Consider the following 19,455-nt stretch of genomic DNA (forward strand, 5'->3'; position numbering starts at 1 on the left):
GCTGTTTTTGCCTCACCGGCTTTCAACTTAGGGGATATCCGTGTCAGTGGAACTTTGGCAGCAGTGCGTGGAGCTTTTGCGCGATGAGCTGCCTGCCCAGCAATTCAACACCTGGATCCGTCCGCTACAGGTCGAAGCCGAAGGCGACGAGTTGCGTGTCTACGCACCCAATCGTTTTGTTCTCGACTGGGTCAACGAGAAATACCTGAGCCGCGTTCTCGAATTGCTCGACGAACACGGCAACGGGCTTGCTCCGGTACTCTCCTTATTAATAGGCAGCAAACGCAGCTCGGCACCTCGTGCTGCGCCGAATGCACCGCTGGCAGCGAGTGCTTCGCAGGCTCAGGCCGCGGCGGCACCTGTTAATAACTCGCCAGCAACGGTTGCCCAGACGCCTTCGAAATCCTCGTCGCAGAAAAACGCGCCTATAAATGAAGAGCCGTCCCGCGACAGCTTTGACCCAATGGCCGGCGCCAGCTCCCAACAGGCTCCGGTTCGTGCTGAACAGCGCACCGTCCAGGTAGAAGGTGCGCTCAAGCACACCAGTTACCTGAACCGCACGTTCACCTTTGAGAACTTTGTCGAAGGTAAATCCAACCAGTTGGCCCGTGCGGCTGCCTGGCAGGTCGCCGACAACCCCAAGCACGGTTACAACCCGCTCTTCCTTTATGGCGGCGTTGGCTTGGGTAAAACTCACTTGATGCACGCTGTGGGTAACCACCTGTTAAAGAAGAACCCGAACGCCAAGGTTGTGTACCTGCACTCGGAGCGCTTCGTGGCCGACATGGTCAAGGCGCTGCAGCTCAACGCAATCAACGAGTTCAAACGGTTCTACCGTTCCGTTGATGCCTTGCTCATCGATGACATTCAGTTCTTCGCCCGCAAGGAACGTTCCCAGGAAGAGTTTTTCCACACGTTCAACGCATTGCTCGAAGGCGGCCAACAGGTCATCTTGACCAGTGACCGCTATCCGAAGGAAATCGAAGGTCTGGAAGAGCGTCTGAAGTCGCGCTTCGGCTGGGGCCTGACCGTTGCGGTAGAGCCGCCGGAGCTGGAAACCCGCGTCGCAATCCTGATGAAGAAGGCCGACCAGGCTAAAGTCGATCTGCCTCATGACGCCGCGTTCTTCATCGCCCAGCGCATTCGTTCCAACGTGCGTGAGCTGGAAGGCGCGCTCAAGCGGGTCATCGCTCACTCACACTTCATGGGCCGCGACATCACCATCGAGCTGATTCGCGAATCCCTGAAAGACCTGCTGGCGTTGCAAGACAAGCTGGTGAGTGTGGATAACATCCAGCGCACCGTGGCCGAGTACTACAAGATCAAGATTTCCGACCTGCTGTCCAAGCGCCGTTCGCGCTCGGTGGCACGTCCCCGTCAGGTGGCGATGGCGCTCTCCAAAGAGCTGACCAACCATAGCCTGCCGGAAATTGGTGATGTGTTTGGCGGTCGCGACCACACCACGGTCTTGCACGCGTGCCGCAAGATCAACGAACTTAAGGAATCCGACGCGGATATTCGCGAGGACTACAAGAACCTGCTGCGTACACTGACTACTTGATGAACACCAGCGCAGCTTATTAAGGCAAGGGACTAGACCATGCATTTCACCATTCAACGCGAAGCCCTGTTGAAACCCCTGCAACTGGTCGCAGGCGTCGTCGAGCGCCGACAGACCTTGCCGGTGCTTTCCAACGTATTGCTGGTTGTAGAAGGCCAGCAACTGTCCTTGACCGGTACCGACCTGGAAGTCGAGCTGGTCGGCCGTGTCCAGCTGGAAGAACCCGCCGAACCGGGCGAGATCACTGTGCCGGCGCGCAAGCTGATGGACATCTGCAAAAGCCTGCCCAACGACGCGCTGATCGACATCAAGGTTGATGAGCAGAAGCTGGTGGTGAAGGCCGGTCGCAGCCGCTTCACGCTGTCGACTTTGCCTGCCAACGACTTCCCGACCGTGGAAGAAGGTCCTGGCTCGCTGACCTGCAGCCTGGAGCAAAGCCGACTGCGCCGTTTGATCGAGCGCACCAGCTTCGCCATGGCCCAGCAGGACGTGCGTTACTACCTCAACGGCATGCTGCTGGAAGTCTCTGAAGGCATCATCCGCGCCGTCGCCACCGACGGTCACCGTCTGGCTATGTGCTCGATGAAAGCCGATATCGGTCAGCCGGATCGCCATCAGGTTATCGTGCCGCGTAAAGGTATCCTGGAACTGGCCCGCTTGCTGACCGAGCCGGACGGCAATGTCAGCATCGTGTTGGGTCAGCACCATATCCGCGCGACCACCGGCGAGTTCACCTTCACGTCCAAGCTGGTTGACGGCAAGTTCCCGGATTACGAGCGCGTGCTGCCTAAAGGTGGCGACAAACTGGTGATCGGCGATCGTCAGGCCCTGCGTGAAGCGTTCAGCCGTACTGCGATTCTTTCCAACGAGAAGTACCGCGGTATTCGCCTGCAATTGGCCAACGGCCAACTGAAAATCCAGGCGAACAACCCGGAGCAGGAAGAGGCGGAAGAAGAAGTGGGCGTCGACTACAACGGCGGCAACCTGGAAATCGGCTTCAACGTCAGCTATTTGCTCGACGTGCTGGGCGTGATGACCACCGAACAGGTCCGCCTGATCCTGTCCGACTCCAACAGCAGCGCCCTGGTACAAGAATCCGACAACGATGACTCGGCTTACGTTGTCATGCCGATGCGCCTGTAATCATGTTCAGCAGAAGCTAGATGTCCCTCAGTCGTGTCTCGGTCACCGCGGTGCGCAATTTGCACCCGGTGACCTTCTCCCCCTCCCCCCGCATCAATATCCTCCACGGCGCCAACGGCAGTGGCAAAACCAGCGTGCTGGAAGCCATTCACTTGCTGGGGCTCGCCCGTTCCTTTCGCAGTGCGCGGCTATTACCGGTGATTCAGTACGAACAACTGGCGTGCACGGTATTTGGCCAAGTCGAATTGGCGGAAGGCGGTCACAGCAGCCTGGGGATATCTCGAGACCGGCAGGGAGAGTTTCAAATCCGCATCGACGGGCAAAACGCTCGCAGTGCCGCGCAACTGGCGGAAATTCTGCCGCTGCAACTGATCAACCCAGACAGCTTCCGCTTGCTGGAAGGTGCACCAAAGATCCGCAGACAATTCCTCGATTGGGGAGTGTTCCACGTGGAACCGCGTTTCATGGCCACTTGGCAGCGCCTGCAGAAGGCCCTGCGGCAGCGGAACTCATGGCTGCGGCATGGTACACTTGACGCCGCTTCGCAAGCTGCTTGGGACCGGGAACTGTGCCTGGCCAGCGCTGAAATAGATGAATACCGCCGTGCCTATATCAAAGCCTTGAAACCAGTCTTTGAGCAGACCTTGAGCGAGTTGCTTGAACTCGAGGGGCTGACGTTGAGCTACTACCGTGGTTGGGACAAAGACCGGGAACTGAGTGCAGTGCTCGCGACGTCCTTACAGCGGGATCAGCAAATTGGTCACACCCAGGCCGGACCACAACGGGCTGATTTGCGCCTTAGATTGGGCGCACATAATGCTGCGGATATCTTGTCCCGCGGTCAGCAAAAGTTGGTGGTCTGCGCCCTGCGTATCGCCCAAGGGCATTTGGTTAGCCAGACCCGGCGCGGGCAGTGTATTTATCTGGTGGATGACTTGCCGTCCGAACTGGACGAGCAGCACCGCCGTGCGTTATGCCGCTTGTTGGAAGACTTACGCTGCCAGGTGTTTATCACCTGTGTAGACCACGAATTATTGAGGGAAGGCTGGCAGACGGAAACGCCAGTCGCTTTGTTCCACGTGGAACAAGGCCGTATCACCCAGACCCACGACCATCGGGAGTGAAGGCATGAGCGAAGAAAATACGAATACGTACGACTCGACCAGCATTAAAGTGCTTAAAGGTTTGGATGCCGTACGCAAACGTCCCGGTATGTACATCGGTGATACCGATGATGGCAGCGGTCTGCACCACATGGTGTTCGAGGTGGTCGATAACTCGATCGACGAAGCTTTGGCCGGTCACTGCGACGACATCAGCATCATCATCCACCCGGACGAATCCATTACCGTACGCGACAACGGTCGCGGCATTCCGGTAGATGTGCATAAAGAAGAAGGCGTTTCGGCGGCAGAGGTCATCATGACCGTGCTCCACGCCGGCGGTAAGTTCGACGATAACTCCTATAAAGTATCCGGCGGTCTGCACGGTGTAGGTGTTTCGGTAGTAAACGCCCTTTCCGAAGAGCTGATCCTGACCGTGCGCCGTAGCGGCAAGATCTGGGAACAGACTTATGTCCACGGTGTTCCACAGGAACCGATGAAAATCGTCGGTGACAGCGAAAGCACCGGTACGCAGATTCACTTCAAGCCTTCGGCTGATACCTTCAAAAACATCCACTTCAGCTGGGATATCCTGGCCAAGCGGATTCGTGAACTGTCCTTCCTCAACTCCGGTGTGGGTATCGTCCTCAAGGACGAGCGCAGCGGCAAGGAAGAGCTGTTCAAGTACGAAGGCGGCCTGCGTGCGTTCGTTGAATACCTGAACACCAACAAGACTGCGGTCAACCAGGTGTTCCACTTCAACATCCAGCGTGAAGACGGCATCGGCGTTGAAATCGCCCTTCAGTGGAACGACAGCTTCAACGAGAACCTGTTGTGCTTCACCAACAACATTCCTCAGCGCGATGGCGGTACTCACCTGGTGGGTTTCCGTTCGGCACTGACGCGTAACCTGAACACCTATATCGAAGCGGAAGGCCTGGCGAAGAAGCACAAAGTCGCCACCACCGGTGACGATGCACGTGAAGGCCTGACTGCGATTATCTCGGTCAAGGTTCCGGACCCGAAGTTCAGCTCCCAGACCAAAGACAAGCTGGTGTCTTCCGAAGTGAAGACCGCGGTTGAACAGGAAATGGGCAAGTACTTCTCCGACTTCCTGCTGGAAAACCCGAACGAAGCCAAGCTGGTCGTCGGCAAGATGATCGATGCGGCGCGGGCTCGTGAAGCGGCGCGTAAAGCCCGTGAGATGACCCGTCGTAAAGGCGCACTGGATATCGCTGGCCTGCCAGGCAAACTGGCTGACTGCCAGGAGAAAGACCCTGCCCTTTCCGAACTGTACCTGGTGGAAGGTGACTCTGCTGGCGGTTCCGCCAAGCAGGGTCGTAACCGTCGCACCCAGGCCATCCTGCCGTTGAAGGGTAAGATCCTCAACGTCGAGAAGGCGCGTTTCGACAAGATGATTTCCTCGCAGGAAGTCGGCACCTTGATCACCGCTTTGGGCTGTGGCATCGGCCGCGATGAGTACAACATCGAGAAGCTGCGCTACCACAACATCATCATCATGACCGATGCTGACGTCGACGGTTCGCACATCCGTACCCTGCTGCTGACGTTCTTCTTCCGTCAGTTGCCGGAGCTGATTGAGCGCGGCTACATCTACATCGCCCAGCCGCCGCTGTACAAAGTGAAAAAGGGCAAGCAAGAGCAATACATCAAAGACGACGACGCCATGGAAGAGTACATGACGCAGTCGGCCCTGGAAGATGCGAGCCTGCACTTGAACGACGAAGCCCCGGGCATCTCCGGTGAAGCGTTGGAGCGCCTGGTAAACGACTTCCGCATGGTGATGAAGACCCTCAAGCGTTTGTCGCGCCTGTACCCTCAGGAGCTGACCGAGCACTTCATCTACCTGCCAGCCGTCACCCTGGAACAGCTGGGCGATCATGCACACATGCAGGATTGGCTGGCCCAGTACGAAGTGCGTCTGCGCACCGTTGAAAAATCTGGCCTGGTGTACAAAGCCAGCCTGCGTGAAGACCGTGAACGTAACGTCTGGCTGCCAGAGGTCGAACTGATCTCCCACGGCCTGTCGAACTACGTCACCTTCAACCGCGACTTCTTCGGCAGCAACGACTACAAGACGGTTGTCACCCTCGGCGCGCAACTGAGCACCCTGCTGGACGACGGTGCCTACATTCAGCGTGGCGAACGAAAGAAAGCCGTAAAAGAGTTCAAGGAAGCCCTGGACTGGCTGATGGCTGAAAGCACCAAGCGTCACACCATTCAGCGATACAAAGGTCTGGGCGAAATGAACCCGGATCAGCTGTGGGAAACCACCATGGACCCAGCTCAGCGTCGCATGTTGCGTGTGACCATCGAAGACGCCATTGGCGCGGACCAGATCTTCAACACCCTGATGGGTGATGCGGTCGAGCCTCGTCGTGACTTCATCGAGAGCAACGCCCTGGCGGTGTCCAACCTGGACTTCTGATCAGGTCGTAGCGCAAAACAAAAAAGGCCAACGCTTAGCGTTGGCCTTTTTTATTGGGTGGAAGACGGGGTTTTATAAATGCTCCACGTGGAACATCTCAATCCTCGGTAGCCGCCGTTACACTCTCCAACCGATATCCATACCCATAAATCGTCAGCAACTGCCAACCCCGATCCGCTGTCAGTCCCAGCTTATTCCGCAGCCGATAAATATGCGTATCCAGCGGCCGTGATGACACCATTTCTTCATGGGTCCAGAACCGCTCATACAGATATTCCCGAGACAGCGGCCGGGCCAGGTTTTCGAACAGGCACCGAGCCAGGCGGTATTCACGTTCCGTCAGGCTGATGGGTTTCCCTGCCCTGCTCACCGTGAGTTCAGCATCATCAAAGGTCAGGTCGTTGAAGGTCAACACTTCACTGGCCGCGGTCTTTTGCAGGCCGTGACGCCGCAGAACGGCGTTCACCCGTGCCTTCAGTTCGTTGGGACGAAACGGCTTGCTGACGTAATCATCCGCGCCACTGTTCAACGCCTGGACAATATCGCTCTCGGCATCGCGGCTGGTGAGCATGATGGCGGCAGGTGGCGCTTCCATGTGCTCGCGGGTCCAGCGCAGCAACGCCAGGCCGCTGAGGTCGGGCAGTTGCCAGTCCAGGATCAGCAGGTCGAAGGTTTCCCGGCGCAGTTGGCGTAGCAGGTCTTCTCCACGCTCGAAGCAGTGCAGGGTCCATGGCTGATCCGCAGCGCTGGGGATTTGTCGCAGTGTCTGTTCCACCCGCCGCAGTTCGGCAGGTTCGTCATCCAGTATTGCGACACGCATGGCAGGGTCCTTTCTTATTGAAGAATGCGGGCGTTGAATCTGAACAATTATGGCCAGATTCTCAGGCCCTCTGAATCTCTCGGTACGCTGATATCAAATGGCCGTAAGCCATTGGAATTCGTCAATACCCAAGCTGGGAAGATACCGGCTCGAGACCTTCAGGAAAAGGATCAATGGCAATCTGGTTTTATGCTGTTTCGAGACGTGAGGCCGTTCTAGAGAAGGTTAGTGTTTGGGGACGACTGGTGTTGGTGGTAGTGGCGGCAACCCTGGGGACGGAAACGGTGGGCGCATCCAAGCCGGTAACACCAGCGCCGTTCGATGAGCGTCAAACCTTGAGTGAGCCCGGTGATGGTATGGGCTTCGCCAGCTCACCGTTTCAGCAGCTCCGCGAACAGCAGCAGACCCAACGCTGGGTATTTTAAGTACCGCCAAATCTGAACAAATGTTGCGAATCGATCCGATGCACCTATGTTGTAGGTAAATTCGCTGTCGCTGGATGACACACGGATTGGGGCGAGGGAAGTGCTCCGACACAGGGACGTGTCATCTTCAGCATGGATCCCACTCCCCAGACATTTCGGCTATCGACCGCGATACCTCATCGAGTATCGTAGACGGTACTCAAGGTCTTCCCGCTGTAAGACGCTTCCTGAACGTGCTTTCTGATGCCCCATTAGAACTAGAATCTTGACGAGCGCCATGACCTTTTTCCCCTGCCGATTCCGCTTTGCCGTTTCTACCCTGTTGGGTTCTGGATTGATCGTTACGCTTGGCGTAGTGAGTCTGCCGGCCTTGGCACGTCCCGCCCCTCCGCGCGCGCCTTACATTGACGACAACCAGATGTGCCGCGCTCAGCCTCTTCCGGCGGTGGTGCAGCACTTGACGGGTGAAGCCTGGAAACTGGATGCCAAGGGTGTGTCCACGGTCCTGGAAGAAGGCATGCTAATCGATGAACAAGAGAGCGTAAAAACCTCACCGGCGGCGTTTGTCAGCCTGCTGCTGGGGGACGGCTCGCGTATTGTCTTGCCGTCCAGCTCCCAGGTCCGGCTGCATCTGGTCGAAGAACAATCCATCCCCCAGGTCATTCTTGAAGAAGGTCAGGTCGAGGCTTACGTGATCAAGCGTGCCAGCGACTATGACCGTTTCCAGATCATGACCCCGGTGGGCGTCCTGGGTGTACGCGGTACGCATTTCCGTGTGCGCAACGATGGCGAACAATCGCTGGTGGAAGTGCTCAATGGGCAAGTGGCGGTCAATCGTGATGATGCTCCAGCGACCCCGCGTCCCATCAAGAAAAAACCCATTACCGGTCCGGTGGCGGGTGAAGTGAAGGTCGGTGCCCGGCAGGGCCTGGCGTTCAAGAAACAAGGTGAACTCAAACCCGTGGAACTGCTTGATGCACCGCGGCTGGTCGGCCAGGACGGCCAAAAGGGTGACGCGCCTGTCTGGACTCTGTTCCTGCGGCCATTGGCCGGTGCCCAGCGGTACAGGGCTCAGGTCGCGACCGATAAGGAGTTTCTGAATATCAAGCAGGAAAACTTCTCCGATAAGCCACAAATGCGCTTCACTGGGCTGAAAGCATCGTTCTATCACGTTCGCTTGTCGGCCTATGATGAACACGGGCTGGAGGGAGAAACCGGCGTCTATGACATCTTCTATTACCCGCCTACGACGCGTGTGCAATAGCGCTTCGGAAGCGTGCCGGTGAGGCTGTGGCACAGGGCTGAAAAGCGCCAGCCGACTCAGGCGCAGCGGCTGTTCAATGGGCTGGTGCGCGAATGGCTTTGGGTCAGCCTTTTGCTGTTGCCCATCACGGCGTTTCTGTCGCTGAGCCCAGGTCTGGCCCTCAATAATCTGTTGTATGACAGCCTGCGTCGCCTGGCACCGTTGTCGGTGGATCCCCGCATCCTGCTGGTAACCATTGATGACCGAAGCCTGAAAGAACTCGGCCAGTGGCCGTGGTCCCGGCGCGTACATGCCGACCTTCTGGATAGGCTGACTGCGGCCAAGCCTGCAGGCATTCTGTTTGATGTGATCTTCAGCGAGCCCGCCCGGGAACCGGCCAATGACCTGCGCCTGGCCGAGGCGATGTGCAACGCCGGGACCGTCCTGTTGCCCTTGATCCGTGAAGGCACGCCCCGCTATGGCCAGCCTGTGGCGCAAATCCTGCCTGTGCTGCCGCTGCGTGACTGCGCCAGGAGTGTCGGCCATATCAATGTAGAAGCGGACAGTGACGGTATCGTTCGAAGCCTGTATTTGCGCGAAGGTCCGCCAGGGAATATGACGCCGCAGCTCGCCTGGCTGGCCTTTGAACTGAGCGGCCAGCAATCCGTGATGCCGGGCGCGCCTGGTCCATCGGACAGCGCCAACTGGCAGCGGGAAAATGCCATTCGAATTCCTTTCATTGCAAGTGGCGCCGGCTTCCCCAGCGTGCCGTATACCAGCGTATTACGTGGGGAGGTGCCGCCCGAGCTGCTGCGCGATCGCTTGATCCTGATCGGCGCTACTGCACCGGGCATGGGCGACCGTTATGTCACGCCGCTGTCGGCCAGCGTCGGTACCACGCCGGGCGTGGAGATCCAGGCAAACATCCTCAATGGCTTGCTGCAAGGGCGCAGCATCGTCGATCTGCCCGTGTGGATGACGACGCTGTTGGCCACCGCGATGGTCGCCTTGCTATTGGGCCTTCTGCTACTTCGCCCGCGTTATGCCCTGTGGCTGACCCTCGGTTGCATGGGCGCCGCGCTTCTCGGTTCATGGGGCCTGTTGCGCCTGGGCCATTGGTGGTCGCCGGCGGCGAGCCTGATTGGCATGCTCCTCAGCTACCTGATCTGGAACTGGCGGCGCCTGAGCGTGATCCTGGCCTACTTCGGCTGGGAACTGGCACGCCTGGACAACGAGCCCAAAGTACTCCCTGAGCGCCGCCGGGCGCCCGCCAGCCAGGGCGATGTATTGCAGGGACGAATCTTCGCCCTTGAACAGGCGGTCAGCCGAACTCGGGACACTCGACGCTTTATGGCCGATGGCCTGGAGTGTTTGCCTGTAGCGACTTTGATTACCGACCCCAAGGGCAATATCCTGCTGGCCAACCGGATCGCCCGTGATGTGTTCGGCAACGAACTGGCGGCTGAAAACCTGTTGGAACAGCTCGCCGCTTTGGGTTATCCACCGCTGCAGGGCGGCGTTCGCCCTGCCCTGGCGGCGCTGGAAATCATCGAGTTTCGTGACACCCTGAATCGCAGCCTGCGCCTCGACCTGGCCCCACTGCTACCCGCAGACGGTGACGTGGCCCTGGGCTGGCTGCTGAGCCTCACAGACCTGAGTATCGAGCGCGACGCCCAGCAGCAGCGGGAAACCTTGCTGCGCTTTCTGTCCCACGACTTGCGTGCGCCGCATTCGGCGATCCTCGCCTTGTTGGATGTCCAGGACAGCGCCGCGCCGATATTTGCCCAGATCGAACAACAGGTCCGCCGTGCCCTCAACCTGACCGAATCATTCGTGCAACTGGCGAAAGCTGAATCTGACGGTTATCAGTTCCAGCCCAGCCTGTTCGCCATGCTGGTGCTGGATGCATTTGATCAAGTCGCGGTGCACGCGCAGTTGAAAGGTATACAGCTGGTTCACGACCTGGATGAAGACGGCGACGAGATGGTCTGGGCGGATCAATCGCTGCTCACCCGTGCCTTGTTCAATTTGTTGGAAAACGCTGTCAAATACAGCCCGTCTGGAACGAGGGTAACCTTGAGCTTGAATTGCTCGGACCAAGGGCTGAGATGCCGGATCAGCGATCAAGGCCCAGGTATTGCCCCTGAAGATTTGCCCGATTTGTTCATTCAATATCGGCGCTTTGATTCAGTGAAGGATGTGGAGGGTTTAGGATTGGGGCTGACGATGGTCAAGGCTGTAGTTGACCGACATCAAGGTCGGATCTTTTGTGAGAGCTTTGTCGGTAAAGGCACGACGTTCACACTCCTGTTTCCATTGTTAGAAGGGAAAGAATGGAACTGATCATGAGGCCTTCGCCACCCAAGTGCTCTGAAATGTCTTGGAGTAACTCATGAACGGTCCACATCTGTCGCTTTCTTCGCCTGCCCTTAATGCGCCGACTAACGTTGATACGCAGCAACCTCAACCACTGTCTCAACCGGTAATAAGCAACCAGGATCAGGCCCGGGGATTTGTGGCTGCCCTTGACCTCCGTTACAAAGATCAATTTTCCGGTGCGCTTGGGGATCTGGCGGCTAAAGTCAGCAATGGGAGCCTCGACGATGACAGTTTTCTAATGCTCACGCGGGCGATGGTTGATGCCAGTCAGAATGCGCTGTCTCGGTAAGAGCTTGCTGGTTTGCAGATCGCTTTGAAAAAAGCCATAAAAAAGCCCCATATCACAGATGTGGGGCTTTTTTTTATGACTTTAAATCGTCTCTGAGCGAGGCTGGGAAAAACTTATGCACCTTTTCCGCTGTTTTATGAGCTTGAGAAATATGTAATTAAATCAGCAGCCTATAAGCTAAAAAGCTCAATTCGCCAACAAACCGTACACAGGTTATCCACAGAAACTCAAATCACCGGCGTGTCGACCACGACCGGCTCCGGCGGCAGTGAACCCATGGCCCGTTGTTGCGCTTCATTCCATGCCTGGGCACGGTCGTTCAGCGCTGCAATCGCCCGTGGGCCTTCGCCTTCGGCATACATCGGTTCGCCAATGATCACGGTGATGGTGCCTTCCCGCTTGGCCCAGCCCGTCTTTGGCCAGAACTTGCCGGCGTTGTGGGCAATCGGCAGCACCGGCAGGCCGGCGTTCACCGCCAAAGCTGTACCGCCGCGTGAGAACTTGCCCACAGTGCCGTAGGGCACCCGCGTACCTTCCGGAAAGATCAGTACCCAAACCCCGTCCTTGAGCAACTCGTCGCCCTTCTTCGCCACGTGCTTGAGTGCGGCCTTGGGGTTGTCGCGGTCGATGGCGATCGGTCGCAGCATGGCCATGGCCCAGCCAAAGAACGGCACGTACAGCAGCTCCCGCTTGAGCACCTGGCTCAGGGGCGAGAAGTACGCAGACAGGAAGAAGGTTTCCCAGGTGCTCTGGTGGTTCGACAGAATCACGCAAGGCTGGTCCGGGACGTTTTCGGCGCCTTTGATCTCGAAACGAATGTTCAGGAACACCTTGGTCAACCACAACGCGCAGTTGCACCAAAAGACGTTGATGAAACGATAGCGCGCCTTGAACGGCAGAAAAGGCGCGATAAAAAAGCTCAGGGTGCACCACAGAAAGGAACTGGTGCCCAGCAGCAGGTAAAAGAAGAAGGTTCTGATGGCCTGCAAAATCGACATGGCGGCATTTACCGTTGCGGGACAACGCCCGCCTGTTAAAAGCGCGCTCCCGAACAGTCCTTGGTCAGGAAGTCAGAAGGGCTGCTAGTTGTTGATAAGTTCTGCGGCAACCGCCGCCAGATCGTCAAAAATCAAGGTACCTACCGGCAGGGTTTTAGCCTGGGTCTTTTCGCCTTTCCCGGTTTTTACCAAAACTGGCTGAGAGTCGACGGCTTTGGCGGCTTCCAGGTCACCGAGGCTGTCCCCGACAAACCATAGACCCGCCAACGGCACGTTGTAATGTTCAGCAATAGTTTTAAGCATACCCGGTTTGGGCTTGCGGCAATCGCAGCCTTCGTCCGGGCCGTGGGGGCAATACACCACCAGCCCTACTTCACCGCCCTGCTCGGCCACCAGCGTGCGCAGGCGCGCGTGCATGGCGTCGAGGGTGGCGATGTCGTAGTAGCCGCGGGCGATGCCGGACTGGTTGGTGGCGATGGCCACCGTCCAGCCCGCTTTGCTCAACTGCGCGATGGCCTCGATCGAGCCGGGCAGTGGAATCCATTCCGCCACCGATTTGATGTAAGCGTCGGAGTCGTAATTGATCACTCCGTCCCGATCGAGAATCAGCAGTTTCAACATGATCAGCCCAGTACGGAAATGTCAGCGATATTGATGAACAGGCCACGCAGACGCGCCAGCATGGCGTAGCGGTTTTTCCGCACACCTGCGTCTTCGGCATTGATCATCACCGCTTCGAAGAACGCATCCACCGGCTCACGCAAAGTCGCGAGACGCGCCAGTGCTTCGGCGTAGTTGCGCTCGGCGATCAGCGGCTTCACTGCATTTTCTGCCTTGGCGATGGCCGAGTTCAGCGAGAACTCCTTGGCATCGGCGAACAGGCCCGGGTCGACTTCGGCATTGCCGAGGTTGTCGGCCTTGCTCAGCAGGTTCGACACACGCTTGTTCACGGCGGCCAGGGCATCGGCTTCCGGCAACTTGCGGAAGGCTTGTACGGCCTGCACGCGTTGGTCGAAGTCCAGCGCCGAACCCGGTTGCAGGGCACGCACCGACAGGTAGACCGAAACGTCCACGCCTTCGTCTTCGTAACGCGCACGCAGGCGGTCGAACACGAACTCCAGCACTTGCTCGGCCAGGCCGGCTTGCTTGACCTTGGCACCGAACTGGCCGACAGCAAACACCACGGCCTGGGTCAGGTCGAGGTCGAGCTTCTTGTCGATCAGGATGCGCAGCACGCCCAGGGCGGCACGGCGCAGGGCATACGGGTCTTTGCTGCCGGTAGGCAACATGCCGATACCGAAGATACCGACGAGGGTATCCAGCTTGTCAGCGATGGCCACGGCCGCACCGGTGAGGGTGGTCGGCAGCTCGGCGCCAGCGCCGCGCGGCATGTACTGTTCGTTCAGCGCCAGGGCGACGTCGTCCGGCTCTCCGTCATTGAGGGCGTAGTAGTAACCGGCAACACCTTGCATTTCCGGGAACTCGCCGACCATCTCGGTGGCCAGGTCGCACTTGGACAGCAGGCCGGCACGCGCAGCCCAGGCCGCGTCGCCACCAATGCGTGGTGCAATGTAGGCCGCCAGCTTGGAAACCCGCACCGCCTTGTCGTAGACGCTGCCGAGTTTTTCCTGGAACACCACGTTTTGCAGGCGCAGGTTGAAGTCTTCGAGCTTCTGCTTCTTGTCTTGCTTGAAGAAGAACTCGGCGTCGGTCAGGCGCGGGCGAACGACTTTTTCGTTACCGGCGATGATCTGCTGCGGGTCCTTGCTTTCGATGTTGGCCACGGTGATGAAGCGCGGCAGCAACTTGCCGTCCACGTCCAGCAGGCAGAAATACTTCTGGTTGTCCTGCATGGTGGTGATCAGCGCTTCTTGCGGCACGTCGAGGAAACGTTCCTCGAATGAGCACACCAGCGGCACTGGCCATTCAACCAAAGCGGTCACTTCGTCCAGCAGGCTTGGCGGCACGATGGCGGTGCCTTCCTGCAGGCGGGCCAGCTCTTCGGTGCGCTTGCTGATCAGCTCGCGACGCTCATTGGCGTCCGCCAGCACGTAGGCGGCACGCAGGTCAGTGGCGTAGTTGGCCGGCGAGGTGATGCGCACGGCTTCAGGATGGTGGAAGCGATGACCACGGGAATCACGGCCTGCCTTCTGGGCGAGGATGGTGCAGTCGATGACCTGGTCACCGAGCAGCATCACCAGCCATTGGGTCGGACGCACGAACTCTTCCTTGCGCGCACCCCAGCGCATGCGCTTGGGGATAGGCAGGTCGTTCAGGGAGTCTTCGACGATGGTCGGCAACAGGCTGGCGGTCGGCTTGCCGGTGATCACCTGGCTGAAACGCAGTTTCGGACCGCTCTGGTCGATTTCGCTGAGCTCAACACCACACTTCTTGGCGAAACCCAGGGCGGCTTGAGTCGGGTTGCCTTCAGCATCGAAGGCGGCCTGGCGTGGCGGGCCGTCGAGGTTGATGCTGCGGTCCGGCTGCTGGGTTTCCAGCGCGGTGAGCAACACAGCCAGGCGGCGCGGCGCGGCGTAGACCTTCTTTGCGGCGAACTTCAGGCCAGCGGTCTGCAGGCCTTTTTCGATACCGGCCAGGAACGCATCGGCCAGGGTGTTGAGTGCCTTGGGTGGCAGCTCTTCGGTGCCCAGTTCAACCAGGAAATCTTGAGCACTCATTGTGCAGCCTCCAGCTTAGCCAACACTTCATCACGCAGGTCCGGGGTTGCCATCGGGAAGCCCAGCTTGGCGCGAGCCAGCAGGTAGGCTTGGGCGACGGAACGCGCCAGGGTGCGTACACGCAGGATGTATTGCTGGCGCGCGGTTACCGAGATGGCGCGGCGGGCGTCCAGCAGGTTGAAGGTGTGGGATGCCTTCAGAACCATTTCATAGCTCGGCAACGGCAGCGGCTGATCCAGTTCGATCAGGCGCTTGGCTTCGCTTTCATAGAAGTCGAACAGTTCGAACAGCTTCTCGACGTTGGCGTGTTCGAAGTTGTAGGTCGACTGCTCCACTTCGTTCTGGTGGAACACGTCGCCATAGGTGACCTTGCCGAACGGGCCGTCAGCCCACACCAGGTCGTAGACCGAATCCACGCCTTGCAGGTACATGGCCAGGCGCTCGAGACCGTAGGTGATCTCGCCGGTCACCGGGTAGCACTCGATGCCGCCGGCTTGCTGGAAGTAAGTGAACTGCGTCACTTCCATGCCGTTGAGCCAGACTTCCCAGCCCAGGCCCCAGGCGCCGAGGGTTGGCGATTCCCAGTTGTCTTCGACGAAACGGATGTCGTGGACCAGCGGGTCCAGGCCGACGTGTTTCAGCGAGCCGAGGTACAGCTCCTGGAAGTTGTCCGGGTTCGGCTTCAACACCACCTGGAACTGGTAGTAGTGCTGCAGGCGGTTCGGGTTTTCGCCGTAGCGGCCGTCAGTCGGGCGACGACTGGGCTGCACATAAGCGGCGTTCCAGGTTTCCGGGCCGATGGCCCGCAGGAAGGTAGCGGTGTGGAAAGTGCCGGCGCCTACTTCCATATCGTAGGGCTGAAGTACCACACAACCTTGCTCGGCCCAGTATTGCTGGAGGGCGAGGATCAAGTCTTGGAAGGTACGCACGGCTGGCGTAGGCTGGCTCACGAAATTCACCTGTTACTTGGGCTGCGATTTAAAGAGCGGGAGTATACCCGATTCGGCCGCGCCACCATCCCCTGGAGCCTTATGCCACGCTGCTTTTGGTGTTCTGAAGATCCGCTGTACATGGCTTATCACGATCAGGAGTGGGGAACGCCGCTGCGCGATGCGCTGGGACTGTTCGAGTTGCTTTTGCTCGAAGGGTTCCAGGCGGGCCTGTCCTGGATCACCGTTTTACGCAAACGCGAGCATTATCGAAAGGTCTTGTTCGGTTTTGATGCGCAACGTTTGGCTCAACTGAGCGATGCCGAGATCGAGGCGCTGATGCTCGATCCGGGCATCGTGCGTAACCGCCTGAAACTCAATGCCACCCGGCGCAATGCCGCCGCCTGGCTGGCGCTAGAGGACCCAGTGGAGTTTCTGTGGTCGTTTGTGGGCGGTGTGCCCAAGGTCAATCATTTCAAGGATCGCAGCCAGGTCCCGGCGATTACACCGGAGGCTGAAGCCATGAGCAAAGCCCTGAAAAAAGCCGGCTTCACGTTCGTCGGGCCAACCATCTGCTACGCGTTCATGCAGGCCTCGGGCATGGTCATGGACCACACTCAGGACTGCGACCGTTACGCGGACCTCGCCAACGCCGGTTAGAATGGCGGCTTTGCGCACCACACACGATCAGGAGTGACCTGTGGAAAAGTTTAAAGGCGCCTTGCTGGTAGGCGCTCTTCGGTTGTTTGCCCTGCTGCCTTGGCGCGCGGTGCAAGCGGTCGGTTCGGCAATTGGCTGGATCATGTGGAAAACCCCCAACCGCTCCCGCGAGACGGTGCGGATCAACCTGTCCAAATGCTTCCCGGACATGGACCCGGCCGAGCGCGAGCGCCTGGTGGGCCGTAGCCTGATGGACATCGGCAAATCCCTGACCGAAAGCGCCTGTGCGTGGATCTGGCCGGCCCAGCGCTCCATCGACCTGGTGCGTGAGGTCGAAGGCCTGGAAGTGCTGCACGAAGCCCTGGCCTCGGGCAAAGGCGTGGTGGGTATCACCAGCCACCTGGGCAACTGGGAAGTGTTGAACCACTTCTATTGCAGCCAGTGCAAACCGATCATTTTCTACCGCCCGCCCAAGCTCAAGGCGGTTGATGATTTGCTGCGCAAACAGCGGGTGCAACTGGGCAACCGCGTGGCGGCTTCCACCAAGGAAGGCATCCTGAGTGTGATCAAGGAGGTGCGTAAAGGCGGCCAGGTGGGAATTCCTGCCGACCCGGAGCCGGCGGAATCCGCCGGGATCTTCGTACCGTTCTTCGCCACCCAAGCGCTGACCAGCAAGTTCGTGCCGAACATGCTGGCGGGGCACAAGGCGGTCGGGGTGTTCCTGCATGCCCTGCGGCTGCCGGATGGCTCGGGCTACAAAGTGATCCTGGAAGCGGCGCCGGAAGACATGTACAGCACCGACACCGCGACGTCGTGTGCGGCGATGAGCAAGGTGGTGGAGCGGTATGTGGGGGCTTACCCGAGCCAGTACATGTGGAGCATGAAGCGCTTCAAGAAACGCCCGCCGGGTGAGGCGCGCTGGTACTGATGTACGTCGATCTGTAGACCCATGCAGATCTAGTGTAGGAGCTGGCTTGCCTGCGATGGCATCACCTCGGTGTAACTGAAAGACCGAGTTGCCTGCATCGCAGGCAAGCCAGCTCCTACAGGAGTCTCTCTCAGGCCTGGCGGTCGAGTTTCTTCAGGAACACCGTCATCTCTTTTTCGGCCTGTTTGTCGCCATGGGCCAGGGCCGCTTCTATGCCCTTCTCCCAAGCGTGTCGTGCGGCGACGTTGTCACCCTGCCCCAACTGCGCTTTACCCAACAGCTTCCACGCCGCCGAATACTTCGCATCGAACTCGACGCATTTCTGCAAATGCTCCGCTGCCTTGGCGTTGTCCTTCAGATCCAGATAACCCTTGCCCAAACCAAACCGCAGCAGTGAATTATCCACACCCTTGGCGAGCATTTTTTCCAGGGATTCGAGCATGTCGGTCACTCCGTTTGATCAGAAAAAGCTCAGGCCCACGTGGAACAGCTTCTCCACATCGCGGATATGTTTTTTATCCACAAGGAACAGAATCACGTGGTCACCCGTGGCGATTACCGTGTCGTCGTGGGCGATGATCACTTCTTCATCACGAATGATTGCACCAATGGTGGTACCCGGCGGCAGGCCGATATCGCGGATCGCCTTGCCAATCACCTTGCTCGACTTCGAATCACCGTGGGCGATCGCCTCGATGGCTTCCGCCGCGCCCCGGCGCAACGAGTGCACGCTGACGATATCGCCACGCCGCACGTGGGCCAGCAAGGTGCCGATGGTCGCCAGTTGCGGGCTGATGGCGATGTCGATATCGCCACCCTGGATCAGGTCGACATAGGCCGGGTTGTTGATGATGGTCATCACCTTCTTCGCCCCCAGCCGCTTGGCCAGCAACGACGACATGATGTTGGCTTCGTCATCGTTGGTCAGGGCCAGGAAGATGTCGGCGTCGGCGATGTTTTCTTCCAGCAGCAGGTCACGGTCCGAGGCGCTGCCTTGCAGGACCACGGTGCTGTCGAGGGTGTCGGACAAGTACCGGCAGCGTGCCGGATTCATCTCGATGATCTTCACCTGATAGCGACTCTCGATGGCCTCGGCCAGGCGCTCACCGATCTGCCCGCCGCCGGCGATGACGATGCGTTTGTAGGTTTCATCCAGACGGCGCATTTCGCTCATCACCGCGCGAATATTCGCTTTTGCAGCGATGAAAAATACCTCATCGTCAGCCTCGATCACCGTATCGCCCTGGGGCAAAATCGGCCGGTCGCGACGGAAGATCGCTGCCACCCGCGTCTCGACGTTGGGCATGTGCTCGCGCAGCTGGCGCAGTTGCTGGCCCACAAGCGGCCCGCCGTAGTAGGCCTTGACCGCCACCAGCTGCGCCTTGCCTTCGGCGAAGTCGATCACCTGCAAGGCGCCCGGGTGTTCGATCAGGCGCTTGATGTAGTGGGTCACCACCTGTTCCGGGCTGATCAGCACGTCGACCGGGATCGCGTCGTTGTCGAACAGTCCGGCACGGGTCAGGTACGCCGCCTCACGCACCCGGGCGATTTTGGTCGGGGTGTGGAACAGGGTATGGGCGACCTGACAGGCGACCATGTTGGTCTCGTCACTGTTGGTGACCGCCACCAGCATGTCGGCATCGTCGGCGCCGGCTTGGCGCAGCACCGTAGGAAACGAGGCGCGGCCTTGTACGGTACGGATGTCCAGGCGGTCGCCTAAATCCCGCAGGCGCTCCGCGTCGGTGTCGACCACGGTGATGTCGTTGGCTTCGCTGGCCAAATGCTCGGCCAGCGTACCGCCAACCTGCCCTGCGCCGAGGATGATGATTTTCATCCGGTCACTCCCTTAA

The 19,455-nt window shown here is 58.9% G+C and carries 17 protein-coding genes; 10 read left to right on the forward strand and 7 right to left on the reverse strand.

Annotated elements, in window-relative coordinates; genetic code table 11:
• Positions 1 to 40 precede the first annotated feature (40 nt).
• The 4 genes from dnaA to gyrB are packed head-to-tail and all read left to right on the forward strand — an operon-like array spanning position 41 to position 6,256.
• Positions 41 to 1,561: a chromosomal replication initiator protein DnaA gene (gene dnaA, locus V3W39_RS10160; protein ID WP_330212585.1), complete on the forward strand. Its 1,521-nt coding sequence runs from the start codon at positions 41 to 43 to the stop codon at positions 1,559 to 1,561.
• Positions 1,562 to 1,600: 39 nt separating this feature from the next.
• Positions 1,601 to 2,704, forward strand: coding sequence for a DNA polymerase III subunit beta (dnaN, locus tag V3W39_RS10165; RefSeq protein WP_003213582.1), 1,104 nt, complete (start codon positions 1,601 to 1,603; stop codon positions 2,702 to 2,704).
• Positions 2,705 to 2,724: 20 nt separating this feature from the next.
• Entirely contained in the window at positions 2,725 to 3,828 is a 1,104-nt protein-coding gene (recF, locus tag V3W39_RS10170) for a DNA replication/repair protein RecF (RefSeq protein WP_330212586.1), read from the forward strand.
• Between the two features lie 4 nt (positions 3,829 to 3,832).
• Entirely contained in the window at positions 3,833 to 6,256 is a 2,424-nt protein-coding gene (gene gyrB, locus V3W39_RS10175) for a DNA topoisomerase (ATP-hydrolyzing) subunit B (RefSeq protein ID WP_177043609.1), read from the forward strand.
• 97 nt (positions 6,257 to 6,353) lie between these two features.
• Here the strand turns inward: gyrB and V3W39_RS10180 are convergent, their stop codons facing one another.
• Entirely contained in the window at positions 6,354 to 7,076 is a 723-nt protein-coding gene (locus V3W39_RS10180) for a response regulator transcription factor (RefSeq protein WP_259198930.1), read from the reverse strand.
• 173 nt (positions 7,077 to 7,249) lie between these two features.
• Here V3W39_RS10180 and V3W39_RS10185 point away from each other — a divergent pair, with 173 nt between their 5' ends.
• The 4 genes from V3W39_RS10185 (at position 7,250) to V3W39_RS10200 (ending at position 11,412) form a co-directional block, all read left to right on the forward strand.
• The gene (locus tag V3W39_RS10185) at positions 7,250 to 7,501 is read left to right on the forward strand and encodes a hypothetical protein (RefSeq protein WP_177043607.1); all 252 of its coding nucleotides are present in this window, start codon (positions 7,250 to 7,252) and stop codon (positions 7,499 to 7,501) included.
• A gap of 277 nt (positions 7,502 to 7,778) precedes the next feature.
• Positions 7,779 to 8,765: a FecR family protein gene (locus V3W39_RS10190; protein WP_330212587.1), complete on the forward strand. Its 987-nt coding sequence runs from the start codon at positions 7,779 to 7,781 to the stop codon at positions 8,763 to 8,765.
• 18 nt (positions 8,766 to 8,783) lie between these two features.
• On the forward strand, positions 8,784 to 11,087 hold the full coding sequence (locus V3W39_RS10195; protein ID WP_330212588.1) for a CHASE2 domain-containing protein: 2,304 nt from the start codon (positions 8,784 to 8,786) through the stop codon (positions 11,085 to 11,087).
• A 49-nt stretch (positions 11,088 to 11,136) separates the two neighbouring features.
• Positions 11,137 to 11,412, forward strand: a complete 276-nt coding sequence (locus tag V3W39_RS10200; RefSeq protein WP_259198928.1) for a hypothetical protein — start codon at positions 11,137 to 11,139, stop codon at positions 11,410 to 11,412.
• A 227-nt stretch (positions 11,413 to 11,639) separates the two neighbouring features.
• Here V3W39_RS10200 and V3W39_RS10205 read toward each other — a convergent pair whose 3' ends face one another.
• The 4 genes from V3W39_RS10205 to glyQ all read right to left on the reverse strand — a co-directional run bounded on the left by V3W39_RS10205 (position 11,640) and on the right by glyQ (position 16,038).
• Positions 11,640 to 12,410, reverse strand: a complete 771-nt coding sequence (locus tag V3W39_RS10205) for a lysophospholipid acyltransferase family protein (RefSeq protein ID WP_003213596.1) — start codon at positions 12,408 to 12,410, stop codon at positions 11,640 to 11,642.
• 84 nt (positions 12,411 to 12,494) lie between these two features.
• Positions 12,495 to 13,034: a D-glycero-beta-D-manno-heptose 1,7-bisphosphate 7-phosphatase gene (gene gmhB, locus V3W39_RS10210; RefSeq protein WP_177043878.1), complete on the reverse strand. Its 540-nt coding sequence runs from the start codon at positions 13,032 to 13,034 to the stop codon at positions 12,495 to 12,497.
• On the reverse strand, positions 13,034 to 15,088 hold the full coding sequence (gene glyS / locus V3W39_RS10215) for a glycine--tRNA ligase subunit beta (protein ID WP_177043603.1): 2,055 nt from the start codon (positions 15,086 to 15,088) through the stop codon (positions 13,034 to 13,036). The genes gmhB and glyS overlap by 1 nt, the downstream gene beginning before the upstream one ends.
• Positions 15,085 to 16,038, reverse strand: a complete 954-nt coding sequence (glyQ, locus tag V3W39_RS10220; RefSeq protein WP_003213601.1) for a glycine--tRNA ligase subunit alpha — start codon at positions 16,036 to 16,038, stop codon at positions 15,085 to 15,087. The genes glyS and glyQ overlap by 4 nt, the downstream gene beginning before the upstream one ends.
• 81 nt (positions 16,039 to 16,119) lie before the next feature.
• On the opposite strand from glyQ, the gene V3W39_RS10225 reads away from it, so the two are divergent.
• Positions 16,120 to 16,677, forward strand: a complete 558-nt coding sequence (locus tag V3W39_RS10225; protein ID WP_330212589.1) for a DNA-3-methyladenine glycosylase I — start codon at positions 16,120 to 16,122, stop codon at positions 16,675 to 16,677.
• A 40-nt stretch (positions 16,678 to 16,717) separates the two neighbouring features.
• The gene (locus tag V3W39_RS10230; protein WP_003213605.1) at positions 16,718 to 17,605 is read left to right on the forward strand and encodes a lysophospholipid acyltransferase; all 888 of its coding nucleotides are present in this window, start codon (positions 16,718 to 16,720) and stop codon (positions 17,603 to 17,605) included.
• A 130-nt stretch (positions 17,606 to 17,735) separates the two neighbouring features.
• Here V3W39_RS10230 and V3W39_RS10235 read toward each other — a convergent pair whose 3' ends face one another.
• Positions 17,736 to 18,047, reverse strand: coding sequence for a tetratricopeptide repeat protein (locus V3W39_RS10235; protein WP_177043601.1), 312 nt, complete (start codon positions 18,045 to 18,047; stop codon positions 17,736 to 17,738).
• Positions 18,048 to 18,065: 18 nt separating this feature from the next.
• Positions 18,066 to 19,439, reverse strand: coding sequence for a Trk system potassium transporter TrkA (gene trkA, locus V3W39_RS10240; protein ID WP_003213611.1), 1,374 nt, complete (start codon positions 19,437 to 19,439; stop codon positions 18,066 to 18,068).
• Positions 19,440 to 19,455 lie beyond the last annotated feature (16 nt).

The sequence above is a fragment of the Pseudomonas sp. Z18(2022) genome, from assembly GCF_036346535.1.
Lineage (GTDB): Bacteria > Pseudomonadota > Gammaproteobacteria > Pseudomonadales > Pseudomonadaceae > Aquipseudomonas > Aquipseudomonas yamanorum_A.